At 66.9% G+C, this 2,320-nt stretch carries 3 protein-coding genes; all 3 read left to right on the top strand.

The features are described from left to right. The first annotated feature begins 76 nt into the window (after positions 1-76). From tnpA to tnpC, 3 genes are read left to right on the top strand one after another with little or no spacing between them, the layout of a single operon-like run. On the top strand, positions 77-370 hold the full coding sequence (gene tnpA, locus ACLB1G_RS27905; protein WP_491630537.1) for an IS66 family insertion sequence element accessory protein TnpA: 294 nt from the start codon (positions 77-79) through the stop codon (positions 368-370). Continuing rightward, positions 370-711 carry an IS66 family insertion sequence element accessory protein TnpB gene (tnpB, locus tag ACLB1G_RS27900; protein ID WP_491630536.1) on the top strand — a complete coding sequence of 114 codons (342 nt, stop codon included), beginning with the start codon at positions 370-372 and terminating at the stop codon, positions 709-711. Before tnpA ends, tnpB begins: the two co-directional genes overlap by 1 nt. 54 nt (positions 712-765) lie before the next feature. Next, positions 766-2,286 (top strand): IS66 family transposase, encoded by a 1,521-nt coding sequence (gene tnpC / locus ACLB1G_RS27895; RefSeq protein WP_491630535.1) that lies wholly within the window; start codon positions 766-768, stop codon positions 2,284-2,286. The last annotated feature ends 34 nt before the right edge of the window (positions 2,287-2,320 follow it).

The raw sequence follows: 2,320 nt of genomic DNA, 5'->3' as shown, positions 1-2,320 counted from the left end.
CGTAAGCGGCCAGCGCATCCACCTATGAATCCATGTAGCCCCAGTCCAAACTCCGCATTTTTAGCTGGAGATGAGAATGGTGAACACGGAACGCGAAGCAGTTTGGCAGGAGCGTGTTGAGCGCTGGCGAGCAAGCGGACTATCGCAGCGCGCCTTCGCACTGCAAGAGGGCTACCCCATACGTCAGGTGGGTTATTGGGTTCGCCGGCTGACCCGGTCGCCGGCCGCGCCGGGGCTGTTGCCGGTGCAGGTAACGCCGGTGCCGCCGGCGCCTGTAGCGATTAGCCTGATCAACGAGCGCGGCTGGACGTTGCGCTTGCCCAGTGACGTCCCGGCCGTCTGGCTGGCGGAATTGATGCGGGCGCTGTGATGGAACTGTCGGCCGATGCGATCTGGCTGGCGACAGCGGCGGTGGACATGCGCACCGGCATTGATGGGCTATCGCTGCATGTGCAGCAGGCCCTGGGCCGCCCGCCGTGCGACGGTACGGCTTACGTGTTCGCCAACCGCCGCCGCACGCGCCTCAAGCTGGTGTGCTGGGACGGCACCGGTGTCTGGATGTGCCTGCGCCGCCTGCACCGTGGCCAGTTCGTCTGGCCGCAGGCCGACGATGCGTGCTGGCAGATCAGCGCCGAGCAATGGCGCTGGCTGGTCGCGGGCGTGGACTGGCAGCGCCTGTCGGCGAGCGCGCCGGCGCAGTGGCGCTTGTGATCTCGTCGTCACTGGCGATTGTAAACCTGCGCCGTCACCTGTAAACTGCGCAGTATGAACCCGCTCGACGACCTTGCCCGCACCGACATCGACCCAGCGCTACTGGCGCAGGTGCAGGCGCTGTTCGCGCAGCAGCAGGCCAAGCTGGCCGAAAAGGAGTTCAAGATCACCGCGCTGACGCATGAACTGGCCTACTACCGGCGCATCCGCTTCGGTAAGGCCAGCGAGGCGCTCGTGGGCGAGCAGCGCCTGCTGTTCGAGGAAACGGTCGATATGGACCTGGCCGCCATTGAGGAGGAGCTCGAAGGCCAGGCGCCGGCCAAGCGCCCACGCAAGCGCGCAGGCCGCCAGCCGCTGCCACCCGAGCTGCCGCGCATCGAGCACCGCCATGAGCCGCAATCGTGCCAGTGCGGACAGTGCGGCGCCGACCTGGTCAAGATCGGCGAGGACGTCAGCGAGCAGCTCGATGTCGAGCCGGCACGCTTCTTCGTGCATCGCCACATCCGTCCGCAGTATGCATGCCGGCCTTGCGAGACGATGACGGCCGCGCCGATCCCGGCTGCCATCATCGACGGCGGCATGGCCGCCGTAGGCCTACTGGCGTGGGTCGCGGCCAGCAAATATCTCGACCATCTGCCGCTGTACCGGATCGAGCAGATCGCCGCCCGCCAGGGCGTGCCACTGGCACGCTCGACGCTGGCCGAGTGGATAGGCCGCATTGGCGTGGCCTTGCAGCCGCTGGCCGACCGGCTTGCCGAACTGCTGCGCCGACATGCCTGCCTGCACGCCGACGAAACACCCGTGCGCCAGCTCGATCCTGGCAGCGGCAAAACCCGCCACGCCTACCTGTGGGCCTACCGTTCCGGGGTACACGACGATGGCCCGCCCATCGTCGTCTTCGATTACCAGACCAGCCGCGCCGGCGCCCATGCGCGCGCTTTCCTGCAGGGCTGGCACGGCCATCTGATGGTGGACGATTACGCCGGCTACAAAGCCCTGTTTGCCGACGGCCCTACCGAACTGGCTTGCCTGGCCCATATCCGGCGCAAATTCTTCGACGCACACGCCGCCAGCGGCAGCCCGGTCGCCGACGAGGCGCTGCGGCGCATCGGCGCGTTGTACGCGATCGAGCAGCAAGGTGCAGGACTCGACCCACCGCAGCGCCAGGCGCTGCGTCAACGCCTTGCCGTACCAGTACTGGCCGAACTGCACGCCTGGTTGCTGGCCACTGAACGCACCGTGGCCACCGGCAGCGGCACGGCCAAGGCCGTCGAGCACGCGCTCAAGCGCTGGCCGGCGCTCGAACGCTATGCCGGCTCGGGCACGCTGCCGATCGATAACAATGCTATCGAAAACGCCATCCGTCCCATCGCCATCGGCAAAAAGAACTGGCTGTTTACCGGCTCCGAACGCGCGGGCCGCCGGGCCGCCGCCATCCAGAGCTTGTTCGCGACCGCCAAGCTCAACGGACTTGATCCGGCCCGCTGGCTGGCTGATGTATTGGAACGTCTCCCGACGTGCCCCAACAGCCAGATCGACTCGCTGCTGCCATTTCCGAACTCTACGCAGTCCTGATCCTGCTGAACAGGTGGGGCGGCTGGCCGCTTAC

Source organism: Duganella kummerowiae, from assembly GCF_053572355.1.
The sequence above is the reverse complement of the archived record's forward strand: the minus strand, read 5'-3'. Positions and strand labels throughout refer to the sequence as shown.